Source organism: Pseudoalteromonas rhizosphaerae, assembly GCF_902498845.1.
Classification (GTDB): Bacteria; Pseudomonadota; Gammaproteobacteria; order Enterobacterales; family Alteromonadaceae; genus Pseudoalteromonas; species Pseudoalteromonas rhizosphaerae.
This window is the reverse complement of record NZ_CABVLM010000002.1, coordinates 301,403-318,623: the sequence shown is the minus strand read 5'-3', so window position 1 is coordinate 318,623 and position 17,221 is coordinate 301,403. Positions and strand designations below refer to the sequence as shown.

Genomic DNA, 17,221 nt, shown 5'->3' with positions numbered 1-17,221 from the left:
CGTTAAGCTTGCTGACGCACAAACACCAGAGCACATTTAAAACGCGGTGGCAAGCCACTCGCCTACAAGTGATTTAACACCGAGATAAATGTTAACACCCGTAGGCGTTAAGCTTGCTGACGCACAAACTCCGAGCCACATTTAAAACGCGGTGGCAAGCCACTCGCCTACAAGTAATTAACTAAACATCAAAGTAAATTTAACACCGAGATAAACTTTAACACCGTAGGCGTTGAGCTTGCTGACGCACAAACTCCGAGCCACATTTAAAACGCGGTGGCCAGCCACACGCCTACAAGTGATTAATTAGACATCATAGTAAATTTTAACACCGTAGGCATTAAGCTTGCTGACGCACAAACACCAGAGCACATTTCAAAACGCGGTGGCAAGCCACTCGCCTACAAGTGAATAATTAAACACTGAGATTAACGTTAACACCCGTAGGCGTTGAGCTTGCTGACGCACAAACACCGATACAATATTTAATATCGCGGTGGCAAGCCACTCGCCTACAAGTGATTAATTAGACATCAAAGTAAACCTTAACACCGTAGGCGTTGAGCTTGCTGACGCACAAACTCCGAGCCACATTTAAAACGCAGTGGCAAGTCACTCGCCTACAAGTGATTTAACACCGAGATAAACTTTAACACCCGTAGGCGTTAAGCTTGCTGACGCACAAACTCCGAGCCACATTTAAAACGCGGTGGCAAGCCACTCGCCTACAAGTGATTAATTAGACATCAAAGTAAACCTTAACACCGTAGGCGTTAAGCTTGCTGACGCACAAACTCCGAGCCACATTTAAAACGCAGTGGCAAGTCACTCGCCTACAAGTGATTTAACACCGAGATAAACTTTAACACCCGTAGGCGTTAAGCTTGCTGACGTAGAAACACCTATGACTATAATAAAATGAGAGGTTAAACATTCTTGGGGAAGGTTATAAGTGGATGTTCTTAATGAAAATAACAACATACACTTATAATTTTGGTATATAACATCCTAGCAAAATCCTTCTAATATCTACTTATTTAAAGCCCATTCCTTGCTGCTTTTACTTCGCTCCTTGATGCGCTATTCATTAGTTCCTTCCATTGCTGTGCCGTCCAAAGTGGCTTTGCGCTTTTTACGATCCCTTGTTGGTTTTTCCTTAATACGTTATCCATAATGTTACTCCTTGCCATCTATTGGCTGTTCATCCTTGTTATATTTCACACTGTGACTCTAACGACGTCCGATTATATAAATTGCATGTATCAGACCAGGAATATACCCTAGTAATGTTAACAAAATATTAATCCAAAACTGAGCACCTAAACCAACTTGTAAAAATACACCAAGTGGTGGAATAAGTACTGAAAATATAATTCGTATTAAATCCATGACTCTCACTCCCTGAAATTTATATAAGAAAGCCCAGTATAACTGGGCATTCGTGGCTTATAGATTATTCAGCTACAATAGTTAAGTTATCAACTACATCGCGAACATCTTCGGCATTCTTAGCAATTTTCACCGCTAGCTGTTTTTCAGCATCCGAACCAACAGTACCATTTAGCGTTACCACACCTTTATCGGTATCTACGTCAATATCCGTACCGCCTACTTCAGAATTAAACAAATAGCGTGTTGTAATAACGGTAGTAATTTTAGCATCCGTTAAATCACTTTCTGTGCTATCTGATTTCATCTTCTTGCTTTTTGTGTCCGTGTTTTTAACGACCGTTAGCTCGTTATCAACATCAGTTACACCATCTAGACTTAAGATAAGCTCTTCCGCTAGCTCTTTATCAAGCTCACTTTCAACTTTACCAGTTAGTACAACCTTGCCATTTTTTACATCAGTGTTAATGTCAAAGTTGTTTAAGTTAGTGTTCATTAACAGAACCGTTTCTGCCTTACCATCAATCCAAGCATCTTTACTTTCATTTTCCCAGCTGTTTGCTTGCGCACCCATAGCGGTTGTACCAAGAACTAACGCTGCAATAATAGATTTGTTAAATGTTTTCATAATCTTTCTCCTTTTGATTAAAGACAATATGATTAATGCGAACATCAAGCCAACTTTTAAAGCACTTAAAATCAATAACTTAAGCTTTATTTGATATAGCGCTAGCTTTAGTCTTGGTAATTATTTACAGACTGCTCGGTAATTTATTCTGGTCGTTGCAAAATTAACCATTTAATAGCATTATTCGTTAATCTGTCGTTAATATAACAAACGCACCTAACAAAAATAAATTTAAATTATTGATTATTAAGCTAATTAATAAATGGCCTAAGCTTTGCTTTAACTATTGCAGTACTGAGCAATCATAAAATACACCAACAGCATCACTTATAAGGAATACATCATGACTGTGAAATTAGAAGATCGCCCAATTGAGCAAGTGCGTGAACAAGTTATTGATCAATTAATATATAACTACAGTCATGCTGTTATTTCAGCTGATGCTTTTGAACGTCGATTAGATCAGGCAATGGCTGCGAAAGATAACCAAAGCTTAATTGATTTGGTAAGTGACCTAGAATTAACAACCGATAGTAATTACCAGTGGGAAAAACGTGCGCAGTTTAGCCCAAACTATAGTAATAAAAGCAGCGATGAAACATTGCACTTGCGAAGTATCTTAGGATCAAACGAGCGCAGTGGGCAATGGGTAGTACCAAAAGAAATCCACCTGACGAACTTACTTGGTTCTATTGAACTTGATTTCACTGACGCCATATTTCAGCATCAAAATATCACCATCCATGTCAATTGCTTACTAGGCAATGATGAAATTTATGTGCCAGAACACGTCAATGTTGTATCAAAACTGTTCAGTATTATTGGTAGTGTTGAAAACAAATCAGTGTCACTGAATAAACACCAAGGGCCAACCATTACTATCGAAGGAAAAGTTATTCTGGGCTCTGTGGAAATTAAAATTAAGCGCACCATTAAAGAAAAGTTTGTCTCATTCGCCAACAGCCTTAAAACCAGTTGGCAAGATATCAATAAACATTAATGGATAAAACACAGTTAAAGCTTAACACCCGTAGGCGTTAAGCTTGCTGACGCAAAAACACCGAAACAATATTAAATATCGCGGTGGCAAGCCACTCGCCTACAGTGAGTAATTAAACACTGAGATTACCGTTAACACCCGTAGGCGTTAAGCTTGCTGGCGCAAAAACACCGAAGCAATATTGAATATCGCGGTGGCAAGCCACTCGCCTACAAGTGAGTAATTAAACACTGAGATTACCGTTAACACCCGTAGGCGTTAAGCTTGCTGACGCAAAAACACCGAAACAATATTGAATATCGCGGTGGCAAGCCACTCGCCTACAAGTGAGTAATTAAACACTGAGATTACCGTTAACACCCGTAGGCGTTAAGCTTGCTGGCGCAAAAACACCGAAACAATATTGAATATCGCGGTGGCAAGCCACTCGCCTACAAGTGAGTAATTAAACACTGAGATTACCGTTAACACCCGTAGGCGTTAAGCTTGCTGACGCAAAAACACCGAAACAATATTGAATATTGCGGTGGCAAGCCACTCGCCTACAGTGAGTAATTAAACACTGAGATTAACGTTAACACCCGTAGGCGTTGAGCTTGCTGACGCGAAACTAATGTTATAAATCATTATTACGCTCACTAGGAATATCACTTAAATATTCAACAAACTCTATTTCAAACCCTGCAGGGTCAATAAAATACACATTTTTACGAAATGGATTTACCGCACCTGGCTTATCAATACTGTAACCAGCGCTTTCTAAACGCGAAATTACTGCAGCAATATTATTCGTAACATAAGCAAAGTGCGCTAAGCCAACTTGATGTCCGGTTAAGTCACGGTTGTGTTGTTCCCCATGATCACTCAATGCTAAATACTGAAAATCATCGCCAAAGTGTAACCATTTTCGTGGTTTACCGTGCCACTCCCCTTCGCCTTGGCTTCTGATAGACCAGTACGGAAAAGCCGCCTTATAAAAGTGCAGCATAGCTTCAACATCATCGACTACCAAATTTACGTGCTCTAAATACATAATTAAGTTCCTTTATTTAAGTAATTAAAGCCACAATAAAACCTCAAGTAACATTGAGGTAAAGTGTTTTTTATAAAAGATTTAATAACAAAAGATGTGTGAGGATAAGGGTTAATGAGAAAACAATATAGGTTAAAGGTGCTAGGTTTTAGGGCCTAACCCCTAGTGTCTTTCCTAGAACCTAGTTCCTTTAAAAAATTTGCGCGGCATAAAGCCGCGCCTACGCAAATTAAAACTTATAGCTTTAACCTAGCTTCCCGCAATCTGCATTTGTTCAATCAATACCGAACCAGTCTGAATTCCACCACGGCGCTCTATGTCACCGCCTATGCCGCTAATGCCTTTAAACATATCTTGCAGTTTACCAGCGATGGTAATTTCGCTTACAGGGTATTGTATTTCGCCATTCTCAACCCAAAAACCGGCAGCACCACGCGAGTAATCACCCGTTACAGTATTAACGCCTTGGCCCATTAACTCAGTGACCAATAAACCGGTGCCCATTGTTTTTAACAGCGCAGCTAAATCAGCATGAGTTTGTTCTACTAACCAGTTATGAATACCACCAGCATGACCGGTAGGTGTCATATTCATTTTTCGGGCTGCGTAGCTCGCTAATAAGTAAGTTTGCAGATCACCGCCTTGAATGATTTCACGGTCGATGGTTTTTACCCCTTCACTATCGAATGGTGAAGACGCTAAACCTTTTAAAATATGCGGACGCTCTGAAATATTAACGCACTTATTAAATACTTGCGTGCCAAGGCTATCCAACAAAAAGCTCGATTTACGATACAGCGCACCACCACCTATTGCAGACACCAAGTGACCAAACAATGAATTAGCAATATCTGCACGAAAAACAACAGGGACTTTCATGGTACCTAGTTTTTTGCTATTGAGCTTAGCAAGAGTTTCACTCGCAGCCTCTAAACCTACTGCCGCAGCATCTTTCAAACCAGCTTGGTCTCGCGCTACGGTATAAGCTGAATCCCGCTGCATTTGCTCACCATCTTTACCAATCACCATAGTACTAATGCTGTGGCGAGTACGCGGGTAACCTGTGATAAGACCATGGCTATTACCATACACACGTAAACCTTGATGCGATGAAAAACTGGCGCCATCTGAATTAACAATACGCGCATCGGCATTTAGCGCCGCTTGCTCTGCAGCATGACACAATTCAATGCCCTGCTCAGGGCTGACATCCCACGGGTGGTATAAATCCAAATCAAGCGGAGCAAATTCAAGTAGCTCTTTATCGGCTACGCCATTATGTGGATCATCTGAGGTAAACTTGGCGATATCAATGGCTTTCTCTACCACTGTACGCAGTGTTTTGGGGTTTAAATCAGCTGTTGACGCAGAGCCTTTGTGATTACCAACGTACACACTGATCCCCAGCCCACCATCTTGGTTAAATTCAATGGTCTCGACTTCACCCATGCGGGTACTAACAGACAAACCTGAGGTGCTCGACATCGCCGCTTCAGCGCCAGTAGCACCGAGTTTTTTCGCGTGTTCTAAAACCTCTGCAACGGCATCTTTTATTTGAGAAATTTGAGTATAAATAGGATCTTGCTGTTGGCTTTTCATATTTTTAGTCCTGAGCTTGGAGCGTTTTGCATGCGCAATCATAATACTTAAATGCTAACACACTCACTGCATTGCATCAGCTAATATTAATCATTAAAAGAATCACGTATATACCCAAGCCACCTCAAGATACAGAATTCAGCGTTTCACAGGGGCTTAATATCAAGGCGTTACTTTGCAAGAATGGCAGTCCCTTTTAAGAAGTAACAACGATGAGAGTAAGTGCCTGTGAAACGCCCAACGGGTTGGTTTAAAAGCGATTTATACTGCGTTATTGATTTTAACAATAGAACCACTATTACTTGCAATCAATGCCTTGCCTAAATCGCTTTTAACTCCAACTGAAACTCGCATCTTGAGGTGGTTTGGGTATAATGACTGCAGTTAACGTTATCATATGAGTACCCCATGGCGAAGAAAAAAGGCAAGCCTGCTGAAATTGAAGAAGAAATTATCTATATATCAAAAAGTGAGCTAAAGCGCGAAGCGCAAGAGTTTCATCAGTTAGGTGCTGAAATTGCCAAAATGGGGAAAAAACAGCGCGAGCGCTTACCCTTAAATGACGATTTAAAAGCGGCAATGGTTGTTGCAGACAAAATCAGTAACAAAAGTGATGCATATCGTCGTCACTTAAATTACATCGCAAAAACTTTGCGTACCGTTGAGAATATCGAAGAGATCAACGCTATTATCGACATTATGTTGAATAAAAATAATCAAGCCGAAGTGATGATTAAAAAGATTGAGCAATTACGCGATGATTTAATTGCCCAAGGTGATGATTTAGTTAATCAAACCATTGAGCAATACCCGACTATTGATCGTCAAAAGTTACGTCAATTGGTGCGTAATGCGGCAAAAGAAGTAAAAATTGAAAAGCCAGCTAAAGGCTATACAGAGCTATTTCAATATCTTAAAGAAAGTATCATGCGATAAGCTACATGTAATGTAGTAATGAATTGCCTATATTCAGTCTGGGTAAAACACCCGCTATTTATAGGCAGTTACCGTTTAGTAAGCAGTAACGCCTCCCTCGCAGCAAATTAAAACCCTGTAAGTATTAAGCTTGCTGACGCACCAACACCACGCCACATTTAAAACGCGGTGGCAAGCCACTCGCCTACAAGTAATTAATAAACATCAAAGTAAATTTAACACCGAGATAAACTTTAACACCCGTAGGCGTTGAGCTTGCTGACGCAAAAACACCAGAGCACATTTCAAAACGCGGTGGCAAGCCACTCGCCTACAAGTAAGTAATAAACATCAAAGTAAATTTAACACCGAGATAAACTTTAACACCCGTAGGCGTTAAGCTTGCTGACGCACCAACACCACGCCACATTTTAAAACGCGGTGGTAAGCCACTCGCCTACAGATAATTAATTAAACATCAAAGTAAATTTAACACCGAGATAAACTTTAGCACCGTAGGCGTTGAGCTTGCTGACGCAAAAACACCAGAGCACATTTCAAAACGCGGTGGCAAGCCACTCGCCTACAAGTAATTAATTAAGCATCAAAGTAAAATTTAACACCGTAGGCGTTGAGCTTGCTGACGCACAAATACCACGCCACATTTAAAAACGCGGTGGCAAGCCACTCGCCTACAGGTAATTAATTAAACATCAAAGTAAATTTAAAACTTTAACACCCGTAGGCGTTATGCTTGCTGACGCAAAAACACAATATGCGCGAGTTTGCCTCGCGCAGCTCTTAGCATTTAACCAGCTATTCCTAGCGGTTTGGCACTTTGCCATGCACCACGGGTAAAATCAGGAATATCAATTGACGCACTACGATTACTAACTGACTGTGCCGACAGCGGCGATATAACAGACCAAGCAGCGCCGTCGTAAACATCTTGATCAAGCGCCTCACCATTACGTAAACAATAAATCATCCGCCAGAACATTAAGAAGTCCATGCCGCCATGGCCGCCGTTACGCTCTGCCTCTTCGCCCATTTTGGTCCACAGTGGGTGGTCGTATTTTTTATACCAATCAGCCATTTCATAATCCCACTCATGGAAGCTCTTCGAACCACCATCTTCCAGCGCAATACGATTTGGAAAACCAGCAAACACACCGTTAGTGCCTTGAATTAAATTATGGCGCGAGTATGGACGTGGCGTGGTGGTATCATGTTGAACCATAATACTGCGCCCTTTTACTGTTTTGATAAGCGTGGTATTCATATCGCCAGCAATATAATTAAGCTGATTACGTTGATGATCGGCTGGAAATTCTTTCTTTGCATAGGCGCTACGGCCCAGTGCCGGTGAACTCATTGAGGTTAAAAAATCAAATCGATCGCCGCGATTAATATTCATATATTGTGATACAGGGCCTAAACCGTGCGTTGGATACAAATTACCGTTTCGTTTTGCATGCCAAGCGGTACGCCAAGAACCAGTTTTATGCTCCACTTCTTTCATTTGCCAACGTAATTCATGAATATACGCCGCCTCACCATGTAGCAGCTCACCAAACACGCCTTGGCGAACCATATTCAATACCATTAACTCATCACGACCATAGTTGACATTTTCCATCATCATACAGTTCTTTTGCGTGCGCTCAGCGGTATCAACTAGTTGCCACATTTCTTCAACCGTCAATGCTAATGGCACTTCAACAAAAGCATGCTTGCCACTATTCATGGTATCGATTGCCATCGGTGCATGCCATGACCATGGCGTAGAAATAATCACAATATCAATATCATCGCGATTAAGCATTGCTTGATAGGCATTATCGGCGCCAGTATAAAGTGCAGGCTTAGCCAACCCTTTGTCAGTGAGGTAGTTAGCTGAACGCTGTAAGACTTCGTCATGGGTATCACATATTGCTTTAATTTCTGTACCAGCAATATGACTCATACGCTTTACGTGGCCAAAACCACGCTGTCCTAAGCCTATAAACCCAACCCGTACTACATCCATTTTTGGCGCGACAAGGCCAATTACAGAGCGCCCTTGCGCTGGGGGAATAATAACGCCACTTTGAGTACCTGTGGCACATCCTGAAATCACACTAGCCGCTGCCGTAGCACTCGCGGCTTTTAAAAAATCTCGACGATTAAACTGCTTCATTATTATTATCCTAGAACTAATCTAGTTTTAACTTACCTAAAACAGCTTGGGAGGTAAAGCAGATGGGGATGGATAGCATAGGAAAAGAAGGGGTTAGAATTAACCTTAACTCTTGGTATTTAACCAATCTCAATCGACGATGTAGGAAATGGCTTTAGCCATGAATTTTATAAACCGCGCCTACGCTTTAAAACATAGGTACTAGGTTATAGGCTCTAGGCCCTAGTAACTTCCCTAGTACCTTTATCTTCCTAGCACCTTTAACCTTTAACCTTTATCACACATCTCTTAAAATAGCTTTAAGCGTGGTTTTTTTTGCGAGAATATCACGATATAAAGCAAACTGATTTTGCGCACGTTCTAAGTTGTGGTTAGCATGCTTGATTGAAAAATAATGATCACCGTCAATGTAATCAGTTAAAAAACGTAGGCCAATCATAAAGGTCATTACTTTGGTGCCTAACCAAAAGCTTTGTTTTTCTTGTTCGGTAATCAAGTCTTTCAAAGGCTCTACATAACCTTTAACTACCGCTGCAAAAATCTCTTCACGCACACATACATTAGCTAAATCCGTTGAATCTTCTTGTTCAGGAGAGCAAAAAGTACGCACCATATCACCAAAATCATACAACCAATAACCAGGCATACAGGTGTCTAAATCAATCACTGCTTTGGCATCATTTGATGTATTACAAAACAGCATATTATTAATTTTAGTATCATTATGACATGGTCGAACCGGTACAATGCCCGTCAATGCTTTAAGCTCATCAATTAAGCCAAATTGCGCGAAACAAAAATCAACGTCAGCTTGGCAGCTGGCTAAGCGCTGCTGTGGATCTTTTGCAACCACAGCTTTGAGCTTTTCAGCGCGCATCGCTAAATTATGAAAATCAGGAATAACATGATGCAGTTGCTTGGCATCAAAATCTTCTAAAGCAACAGCAAATTGACCAAATGCATTGGCTGCAGTTTGCGCTTGTGAAGTATTTAAAACTACATCTTCACTATAACTGCCGCCAATAAATTCGAGTGCGCGCCAAACACCGTTATCACAATCAACTAAATAGTTATTTTCAACTGTAGGAACATGGCGGATGATTGCTAAATCATACTCGCCTAATTGACGTTTTTTAGTTAAATGACGTTCAATTAAACGAGCATTTTTAACTAACATATCTGGTTCAGGAAAAACCTCGGTATTTAGTTTTTGAACAACTAATGATTTTTTTGGTGCAGTTAATAGCATAGTGCTATTTATGTGACCACTACCAATTGGCTTCATGCTGATTTTTTCACTACCAAGACCAAAACTCTCAGACAAGTAAACCGCAATGGAATTTGACTTCATACTTACTTCGCTATTGTTGTGCCCGGGAAAAGGCAAGATCGGGGCTAGTTCATCCGTGACGTAATTCATATAATTTACCTGTAACATCCTGTAATTCTGATTTATAAGTCACTCCATACCACGACTCTTTTGCGCTATATATGGTAACTATTTGTTGATTAGATGTGATCGCTTGTTGAACTTGATCGGGTAAATAATACTCCATTCTGACACCGTTGTCATACTTTTGCAGAAACTCGTCAAATCCTGCTTCTAGGCGGTCAAAAAATGTTGGCGTAATTGCCCAAAAACTCATTGATGCCAACGCATCCACGGCAATTCTCTCACGGAGCCCCTGCGGATTGTCACCCATTATTTGACCGTTCTCGTGCTGAATATTTAAATACTCAACAACATCAATTAATTGGTTATTTTTAACTTGGCATACGCCTCTATTCACCCCACCTTGATCTGACAAAGTATCAATAATTGGGTAACCCACCATAGCCCAACTAGTCAGGTTTTTAAAATGTTCAGCGAGTAATAAAAATGACGACGCGCCATAATAATCATCGGCTGTGATGACGATCGCGGGGTTATGAACATGATCTTTAGCGCATAATAAAGCATGCCCGGTGCCCCAAGGCTTACTTCGCTGTTGTGCTAGTAATTGGAATTGTTCTGGCACTAAATCAATGCGTTGTTCAACCAACACAACATCAATCCCCGTTGGTAAGCGCGGTAAAATCACTTGCTCAATCTCGCTGCGCACAGCCTGATTGATCACTAATACAACCTGAGTTACTCCTGCGGCAACAGCATCAGCAATACTCAACTCCATAATGGTACAACCCAACCCAGCAATCTCAGCGATTTGTTTATTGCCACCAAAACGAGAGCCCAAGCCACCCGCGAGGACGACTAAACTTAGATGATGTTTTTTCATTTTTAATCAGCTTTAACGTTTAATAAAGCTGAGTTTACCAGTTTCAACCGCCAGATCTAGCTATAGGAGCTAGGTTTTAGGGGATAGGTTCTAGCCTAGCACCTAGTCACTTCCCTAGTAGGCGTTAAGCTTGCTGACGCAAAAACACCAGAGCACATTTCAAAACGCGGTGGCAAGCCACTCGCCTACAAGTAATTAATTAAACATCAAAGTAAATTTAACACAGTAGGCGTTGAGCTTGCTGACGCACCAACACCACGCCACATTTTGAAACGCGGTGGCAAGCCACTCACCTACAAGTAAGTAATAAACATCAAAGTAAAATTTAACACCGTAGGCGTTGAGCTTGCTGACGCACCAACACCACGCCACATTTTGAAACGCGGTGGCAAGCCACTCGCCTACAAGTGATTAATTAAACATCAAAGTACAACTTAACACCCGTAGGCGTTGAGCTTGCTGACGCACAAACACCGTTCCACATTTAAAATGCGGTGGCAAGCCACTCGCCTACAAGTGATTAAACATCAAAGTAAAATTTAACACCGTAGGCGTTAAGCTTGCTGACGCAAAAACACCGAGCCACATTTAAAACGCGGCGGCAAGCCACTCGCCTACAAGTAAGTAATAAACATCATAGTAAATTTAACACCCGTAGGCGTTGAGCTTGCTGACGCACAAACACCACGCCACATTTTGAAACGCGGTGGCAAGCCACTCGCCTACAAGTGATTAATTAAACATCAAAGTACAACTTAACACCCGTAGGCGTTAAGCTTGCTGACGCACAAACTCCACACCACATTTAAAACGCGGTGGCAAGCCACTCGCCTACAAGTAATAAATTACACATCAAAGTAAAATTTAACACCCGTAGGCGTTAAGCTTGCTGACGCACCAACACCACACCACATTTTAAAACGCGGTGGCAAGCCACTCGCCTACAAGTAATTAATTAAAACATCAAAGTAAAATTTAACACCCGTAGGCGTTGAGCTTGCTGACGCACAAACACGAAGCCACATTTAAAACGCGGTGGCAAGCCACTCGCCTACCAGTAATTAAACATCAAATAAAATTTAACACCGTAGGCGTTAAGCTTGCTGACGCAAAAACACCGAGCCACATTTAAAACGCGGCGGCAAGCCACTCGCCTACAAGTAATTAATTAAACACCAGAGTAAACTTTAACACCGTAGGCGTTGAGCTTGCTGACGCACAAACACCACACCACATTTTGAAACGCGGTGGCAAGCCACTCGCCTACAAGTAATTAATTAAAACATCAAAGTAAAATTTAACACCGTAGGCGTTGAGCTTGCTGACGCACCAACACCGAGCCACATTTAAAACGCGGTGGCAAGCCACTCGCCTACAAGTGATTTAACACCGAGATAAACGTTAACACCCGTAGGCGTTAAGCTTGCTGACGCACAAACACCGTTCCACATTTAAAATGCGGTGGCAAGCCACTCGCCTACCAGTAATTAATTAAACATCAAAGTACAACTTAACTCCGTAGGCGTTAAGCTTGCTGACGTACAAACTCCGATACAAAATTGAACATCGCGGTGGCAAGCCACTCGCCTACAAGTGATTTAACACCGAGATAAACCTTAACACCGTAGGCGTTGAGCTTGCTTACGCACCAACCACACCACATTTTAAAACGTGGTGGCAAGCCACTGATTAAACATCAAAGTAAACCTTAACACCGTAGGCGTTGAGCTTGCTGACGCACAAAGAGAAGACAATGAGGGTAAATGCCATGAGCTTCGAGCAACGCGCTCCTAGTCACTTCCCTAGCACCTAGCCCCTTTATCCTTGATCTTTAACCTTTTACTCCCCCTCAAAACAAAAACGGCGGCCTAAGCCACCGTTTAATCATCAAACTAATAAAAATTAATTACCAAATTTTTACGCGATCAGCTGGTTTGATGTACATTTTGTCGCCTTCTTTAACGTCAAATGCTTGATAAAACTCAGGCATATTCGACAAGATACCGATCACGCGGTAATGGCTTGGTGAATGCGGATCTGTCATTAATCGGTTACGTAGCTCTTCGTCACGGTATTTACGACGCCAAATTTGCGACCAACCCATAAAGAAGCGCTGATCACCGGTATAACCATCAATGACTGGCGCTTTATCGCCACCTAGCGATAACTGATAAGCAGTGAAAGCAACCGTTAGGCCACCTAAATCGCCAATATTCTCACCTAAGGTCAATTGACCATTAACACTGGCATCTGCAAATGGTTGATACTCGTTATACTGTGCAACTAACTGACCAGTGCGCTCTTCAAACTGTTTAAGGTCTGACTCGCTCCACCAATCACGTAAATTACCATCACCATCATACTTAGCACCTTGGTCATCAAAACCATGGCCTAACTCGTGACCAATTACCGCACCAATTGCACCGTAGTTAACCGCATCATCAGCTTCTAAGTTAAAAAATGGTGGTTGTAAAATTGCCGCAGGAAATACAATTTCGTTATTCACCGGGTTATAGTAAGCATTGACTGTTTGTGGTGTCATATGCCATTCAGAACGATCCACTGGCTTACCTAGCTTGTCAATCATATCGGCATAAGCCCATTCACTATGGCGAATATAGTTACCAACTAAATCATCCGCATTAATGCTTAACTGTGAATAGTCTTTCCAGTTATCTGGGTAGCCAATTTTTGGGGTAAATTTGTCGAGCTTTTCTTTCGCAGCAAGCTTGGTTTCAGGGCTCATCCACTCAAGATTTTCAATCGCAACGCCATAGCCTTTGATCACGTTATCAACTAACTCTTCCATGCGCGCTTTTGCTTCTGGCGGGAAATTGTCTTTAACGTACACTTTTCCTAAAATTTCACCTAACACTTCATTTGATGCATCAACGGCTTGTTTCCAAAGCGGAGTTTGCTCTTTTACGCCGCGTAATGTGGTGCTGTAAAAGTTAAAGTTTAAATCAACCAGATCTTTATCTAATATACCTGCATAGTTACTTACTAAATGAAATTTAAGATATTGTTGCCACGTTTCAAGGTCTGTTGCTTTATAAATATCGGCAAATTTTTCAAAGTAGCTAGGCTGACTAACGATAATATCTTGTACATTTACACCAGACGCTTTGAAGTATTCAGTAAGGTCAAACTCACCTGTTAGCTTACTTGCATCACTTACGCTCATTTTGTTATAAGACTTTGTAGCATCACGACTTTCAACACGCGTCCACTGTGCATCAGCAATACTGGTTTCAAGTGCAATAATTGCTTTAGCAGCTTCATCGGCTTTTTCTACACCTGCGCGTTTTAGAACGTCAGCAATGTAAACTTGGTACGCGGCACGAATTTTAGTGAACTTTTCGTCGTCTTTTAAGTAATAATCACGATCCGGTAAGCCAAGGCCTGATTGATACGCATATAATGCATTTTCACTCGAGTTCTTAGCGTCATTATTTACATACCAACCAAATGGCACCGCGCCACCTTGAATACGTATTTGCGCCATAAGTGTAACTAAATCAGACTTATTTTTAACACCATCAATAGCAGTTAACGGACCATTTAGCGGTGTTATACCTAATTCATCACGCTTGGCTTCATTCATGTAACTCTTAAAGAACGCACCTAGCTTATATTCATCAGTTCCGGCTTTAGCAGCTGTATTAGCAGCCGCTTGTTCAAGCACTGTTTTCATTGCGGCTTGAGAGTCGTCATACAATTGTGAGAATGAACCGTAATTTGATTTATCGCCAGGGATCTCAGTCGTCGCCAACCATTGACCATTAATGTGATAATAAAAATCATCCTGTGCACGGACCGACTTATCTATATTTGCTAATTCAATACCTGAATTTAACTGCTCTACTGGTGCGCTAACCACCGTGGCCTCAGGCGCTTTTGTTGATTCTTGTTTTTCGCCACAACCGACTAATCCCAAAGCAAGTGCAATACTTGCCGCAGTTAGAGTTACTTTTTTCATGACTATCTCATTTGTTAGTTATCGTTTAAATATTCACCACTCAAATAAAGTACTTCGATAGAATATTCGCTATTTCCATATTAAACTTGTTCAGTGCAACAATAAACCGATGAACCAAAACAAGCGCTTTTAATATGTAACAAAGTTTGTAAGCGAGGGTTTATCACTCGCAATTTTAAGTTCACCACCGAGCAATGAAAGATATAGGTTAAAGGCAGAGACTAGCTCCATCTAACATCTAAATACAAAAGCGCGGCATAAAACCACACCTACAAGCAATTAATTAGACATCAAAGTAAATTTAACACCGAGACAAACTTTAACACCCATAGGCGTTGAGCTTGCTGACGCACAAATACCACACCAAATTTTGAATATCGCGATGGCAAGCCACTCACCTACAAGTAATTAATTAGACATCAAAGTAAATTTAACACCGAGACAAACTTTAACACCCGTAGGCGTTGAGCTTGCTGACGCAAAACACCACAACACATTTTAAAACGCGGTGGCAAGCCACTTGTCTACAAGTAATTAATTAAACATCAGAGTAAAATTTAACACCCGTAGGCGTTAAGCTTGCTGACGCACAAACACCACGCCACATTTTAAAACGCGGTGGCAAGCCACTCGCCTACAAGTAATTAATTAAACACCAGAGTAAAATTTAACACCGTAGGCGTTGAGCTTGCTGACGCAAAAACACCACACTACATTTTGAAACGCGGTGGCATATTACGAAAGAGTAGATTAGATGTACTGGGATTAGTTTAAATATACACAATTCCAAAATGGATAATCACCCACACTTTTAACCAAGCCAGCCCTGAGCGGGTTTGCAACTATATATCTAGCTTGGTTAAGTAAATCTTCATCAGATCTAAGCTTGTGATCATAAAAGTTAGCTTGCCAAATTTTTCCGCTAGAAAGTAAATAACGGTTCAATTTAATCGTAGTAATACTTTTAAATTGACCAATAACTTTGGATAAATCATCAGTATCTCTAAGCTGAAATAGCCAATGCAAGTGATCAGGCATTAATGAAAAACAAATTGTCTTAAGGTTTCCCGAATGCGAAAAATAATGTAACTCCCTCATAATTAAACAGCTACTATCAAAATCACAAAAAAGCTGCATTCTATTTTCAGTACAAATTGTAACTGAGTAATAATGATTAATTATCGAGCATCGCCCTTTAGTCCGCTTACTTGTATCAACCATTACTTTCCCCCAATTAACTACAAGTAAATATAGCAATTAATCGAGATCCCTCCAGTAGAGATTGAGCTTTCTTAATAAACAAACACGGAATTTTAAAACGCGGTGGCAAGCCACTCGCCTACAAGCAATTAATTAAACACCAGAATACAATTTAACACCGTAGGCGTTAAGCTTGCTGACGCACAAACACTACATTTAAAACGCGGTGGCAAGCCACTCGCCTACAAGTAATTAATTAGACACCAGAGTAAAATTTAACACCCGTAGGCGTTAAGCTTGCTGACGCAAAACACCACAACACATTTTGAAACGCGGTGGCAAGCCACTCGCCTACAAGTAATTAATTAAAACATCAAAGTAAAATTTAACACCCGTAGGCGTTGAGCTTGCTGACGCACAAACACCACGCCACATTTTGAAACGCGGTGGCAAGCCACTCGCCTACAAGTAATTAATTAAACATCAAAGTAAAATTTAACACCCGTAGGCGTTGAGCTTGCTGACGCACAAACACCACGCCACATTTTGAAACGCGGTGGCAAGCCACCCGCCTACGTAAATTTAAACATCCACTTTTATTTTTTCGATAATTTCTACGTTGGCGGCAGGAAAATTGTAATCGTCTAACTTATCAATCGCGACCCATGCACTTTGCTGACCTTCTGCGCCATGGGCTTGGCCGCTAAAATCAGTAACTAAATGCACGTCGAGTTTTACACATTTATCGCCATAATCATGCTCAATAACCATCAGCTCGCTTGAACTATTAATTGTTAAACCTACTTCTTCTTGAAGCTCGCGCTTTAGTGCTTCGAATACGGTTTCGCCAGCTTCTACTTTGCCGCCCGGAAACTCCCACAAACCACCTTGGTGTTTATCGTCAGGGCGCTTACAGATAAATAGTGTGTTATCTGCTTTGATAACCCCCACCGCTACATGCACAATTTTTTTATTCATCGTAATACCTTTATTAAAACCGCGCTAATACATAGGTTCAAGGCG

The 17,221-nt window shown here is 41.2% G+C and carries 13 protein-coding genes; 2 read left to right on the top strand and 11 right to left on the bottom strand.

Going from position 1 to position 17,221, the window contains the following annotated elements:
- Positions 1-1,037 precede the first annotated feature (1,037 nt).
- From PSR9079_RS24135 to PSR9079_RS04435, 3 genes are all read right to left on the bottom strand, one after another.
- Positions 1,038-1,172 (bottom strand): hypothetical protein, encoded by a 135-nt coding sequence (locus tag PSR9079_RS24135; RefSeq protein ID WP_259397404.1) that lies wholly within the window; start codon positions 1,170-1,172, stop codon positions 1,038-1,040.
- A gap of 58 nt (positions 1,173-1,230) precedes the next feature.
- On the bottom strand, positions 1,231-1,389 hold the full coding sequence (locus tag PSR9079_RS04440) for a YqaE/Pmp3 family membrane protein (protein ID WP_149980587.1): 159 nt from the start codon (positions 1,387-1,389) through the stop codon (positions 1,231-1,233).
- Positions 1,390-1,453: 64 nt separating this feature from the next.
- Positions 1,454-2,017 (bottom strand): BON domain-containing protein, encoded by a 564-nt coding sequence (locus tag PSR9079_RS04435; protein ID WP_145236725.1) that lies wholly within the window; start codon positions 2,015-2,017, stop codon positions 1,454-1,456.
- A gap of 343 nt (positions 2,018-2,360) precedes the next feature.
- Here PSR9079_RS04435 and PSR9079_RS04430 point away from each other — a divergent pair, with 343 nt between their 5' ends.
- Entirely contained in the window at positions 2,361-3,017 is a 657-nt protein-coding gene (locus tag PSR9079_RS04430; protein ID WP_145236722.1) for a LiaF domain-containing protein, read from the top strand.
- 616 nt (positions 3,018-3,633) lie between these two features.
- Here the strand turns inward: PSR9079_RS04430 and PSR9079_RS04425 are convergent.
- Both PSR9079_RS04425 and pmbA read right to left on the bottom strand, forming a co-directional pair.
- Positions 3,634-4,050 carry a VOC family protein gene (locus tag PSR9079_RS04425; RefSeq protein WP_149980586.1) on the bottom strand — a complete coding sequence of 139 codons (417 nt, stop codon included), beginning with the start codon at positions 4,048-4,050 and terminating at the stop codon, positions 3,634-3,636.
- Positions 4,051-4,299: 249 nt separating this feature from the next.
- Complete coding sequence (pmbA, locus tag PSR9079_RS04420; protein WP_149980585.1) at positions 4,300-5,649, bottom strand: metalloprotease PmbA; 1,350 nt, start codon at positions 5,647-5,649, stop codon at positions 4,300-4,302.
- 408 nt (positions 5,650-6,057) lie between these two features.
- Between pmbA and yjgA the strand changes: the two genes are divergently transcribed.
- Entirely contained in the window at positions 6,058-6,585 is a 528-nt protein-coding gene (gene yjgA, locus PSR9079_RS04415) for a ribosome biogenesis factor YjgA (RefSeq protein WP_149980584.1), read from the top strand.
- Between the two features lie 787 nt (positions 6,586-7,372).
- On the opposite strand, the gene PSR9079_RS04410 is transcribed toward yjgA, so the two are convergent.
- The 6 genes from PSR9079_RS04410 to mutT form a co-directional block, all read right to left on the bottom strand.
- The gene (locus tag PSR9079_RS04410; RefSeq protein ID WP_149980583.1) at positions 7,373-8,743 is read right to left on the bottom strand and encodes a Gfo/Idh/MocA family protein; all 1,371 of its coding nucleotides are present in this window, start codon (positions 8,741-8,743) and stop codon (positions 7,373-7,375) included.
- A 277-nt stretch (positions 8,744-9,020) separates the two neighbouring features.
- Positions 9,021-10,094: a phosphotransferase enzyme family protein gene (locus PSR9079_RS04405; RefSeq protein WP_149980682.1), complete on the bottom strand. Its 1,074-nt coding sequence runs from the start codon at positions 10,092-10,094 to the stop codon at positions 9,021-9,023.
- A gap of 49 nt (positions 10,095-10,143) precedes the next feature.
- Positions 10,144-11,019 carry an NTP transferase domain-containing protein gene (locus PSR9079_RS04400; protein ID WP_149980582.1) on the bottom strand — a complete coding sequence of 292 codons (876 nt, stop codon included), beginning with the start codon at positions 11,017-11,019 and terminating at the stop codon, positions 10,144-10,146.
- Between the two features lie 1,906 nt (positions 11,020-12,925).
- Positions 12,926-14,998 (bottom strand): M13 family metallopeptidase, encoded by a 2,073-nt coding sequence (locus PSR9079_RS04395; protein ID WP_149980581.1) that lies wholly within the window; start codon positions 14,996-14,998, stop codon positions 12,926-12,928.
- Between the two features lie 765 nt (positions 14,999-15,763).
- Entirely contained in the window at positions 15,764-16,219 is a 456-nt protein-coding gene (locus tag PSR9079_RS04390; protein ID WP_149980580.1) for an REP-associated tyrosine transposase, read from the bottom strand.
- A gap of 561 nt (positions 16,220-16,780) precedes the next feature.
- On the bottom strand, positions 16,781-17,176 hold the full coding sequence (gene mutT, locus PSR9079_RS04385; protein ID WP_149980579.1) for an 8-oxo-dGTP diphosphatase MutT: 396 nt from the start codon (positions 17,174-17,176) through the stop codon (positions 16,781-16,783).
- Positions 17,177-17,221: the final 45 nt, after the last annotated feature.

Coding starts and splice junctions, on each gene's coding strand:
- PSR9079_RS04440 (WP_149980587.1), bottom strand. CDS start 1,389: ATGGATTTAATACGAATTATATTTTCAGTACTTATTCCACCACTTGGT.
- PSR9079_RS04435 (WP_145236725.1), bottom strand. CDS start 2,017: ATGAAAACATTTAACAAATCTATTATTGCAGCGTTAGTTCTTGGTACA.
- PSR9079_RS04425 (WP_149980586.1), bottom strand. CDS start 4,050: ATGTATTTAGAGCACGTAAATTTGGTAGTCGATGATGTTGAAGCTATG.
- PSR9079_RS04390 (WP_149980580.1), bottom strand. CDS start 16,219: ATGGTTGATACAAGTAAGCGGACTAAAGGGCGATGCTCGATAATTAAT.
- yjgA (WP_149980584.1), top strand. CDS start 6,058: ATGGCGAAGAAAAAAGGCAAGCCTGCTGAAATTGAAGAAGAAATTATC.
- PSR9079_RS04410 (WP_149980583.1), bottom strand. CDS start 8,743: ATGAAGCAGTTTAATCGTCGAGATTTTTTAAAAGCCGCGAGTGCTACG.
- pmbA (WP_149980585.1), bottom strand. CDS start 5,649: ATGAAAAGCCAACAGCAAGATCCTATTTATACTCAAATTTCTCAAATA.
- PSR9079_RS04395 (WP_149980581.1), bottom strand. CDS start 14,998: ATGAAAAAAGTAACTCTAACTGCGGCAAGTATTGCACTTGCTTTGGGA.
- PSR9079_RS24135 (WP_259397404.1), bottom strand. CDS start 1,172: ATGGATAACGTATTAAGGAAAAACCAACAAGGGATCGTAAAAAGCGCA.
- PSR9079_RS04405 (WP_149980682.1), bottom strand. CDS start 10,094: ATGAAGTCAAATTCCATTGCGGTTTACTTGTCTGAGAGTTTTGGTCTT.
- PSR9079_RS04430 (WP_145236722.1), top strand. CDS start 2,361: ATGACTGTGAAATTAGAAGATCGCCCAATTGAGCAAGTGCGTGAACAA.
- mutT (WP_149980579.1), bottom strand. CDS start 17,176: ATGAATAAAAAAATTGTGCATGTAGCGGTGGGGGTTATCAAAGCAGAT.
- PSR9079_RS04400 (WP_149980582.1), bottom strand. CDS start 11,019: ATGAAAAAACATCATCTAAGTTTAGTCGTCCTCGCGGGTGGCTTGGGC.